Raw genomic sequence first — 602 nt, 5'->3', positions numbered from 1 at the left:
CACTGAGTCAGCTTCTGACTTAGATGCTACCAAGCTCTTTGATACTGCTTCTGACACTGATTTAAATTCATCAGTTGATACTGAGTGTTCTGATACTTGACTTTGGACTTCACTTGCATAATCTTTATAAGATTCAGATTCACTTTGCGCTAGTGATTGATTTGCTGATTCTGAAGCTTCTGTTGAAGTTGAGTTTGATTCTTCAGCTGACTTGCTTGCGCTTATTGATGCTGAGTCATGCCAATAGCTTGATAAGCTTTCTGATGCTTGTTTTGATTGGGCTTCCGTTGTGCTTTGGCAATCATTTACTGTTTGACTTGCACTTTCGCTTGCTGCCTTAACAGATTCACTTTGTGCTTCTGATGATGATTTAGCCAAATTACTTTGGTTTTCTTCTTCAGAAGTTAAACTTGTTACGCCACTTTCGCTCTTGCTTTGTGATTCAACTGTTGACTTACTTGCACTTTCTGATAATGATTCTACTTCAGATTTGCTTGTTTCAAGGGATGTTGAGGCACTTTCACTTACTAAACTCATTACTGAATCTGCTTGCGATTTTGAAGTTGCCAAACTTTTTGAAACTGCTTCTGACACTGATTTAA

Annotated in this window: 1 pseudogene; it reads right to left on the bottom strand. The window is 38.0% G+C overall.

Annotation, left to right across the window (positions count from 1 at the left end):
- Positions 1-602 (bottom strand): annotated as a pseudogene (locus JCM14209_RS10160) (hypothetical protein); the annotation flags it as partial.

Source organism: Ligilactobacillus hayakitensis DSM 18933 = JCM 14209 (assembly GCF_000615845.1).
In the GTDB taxonomy this organism is placed as follows: Bacteria; Bacillota; Bacilli; order Lactobacillales; family Lactobacillaceae; genus Ligilactobacillus; species Ligilactobacillus hayakitensis.
Note: the sequence above shows the minus strand (reverse complement) of the source record. Positions and strands in the feature narration are given on the sequence as shown.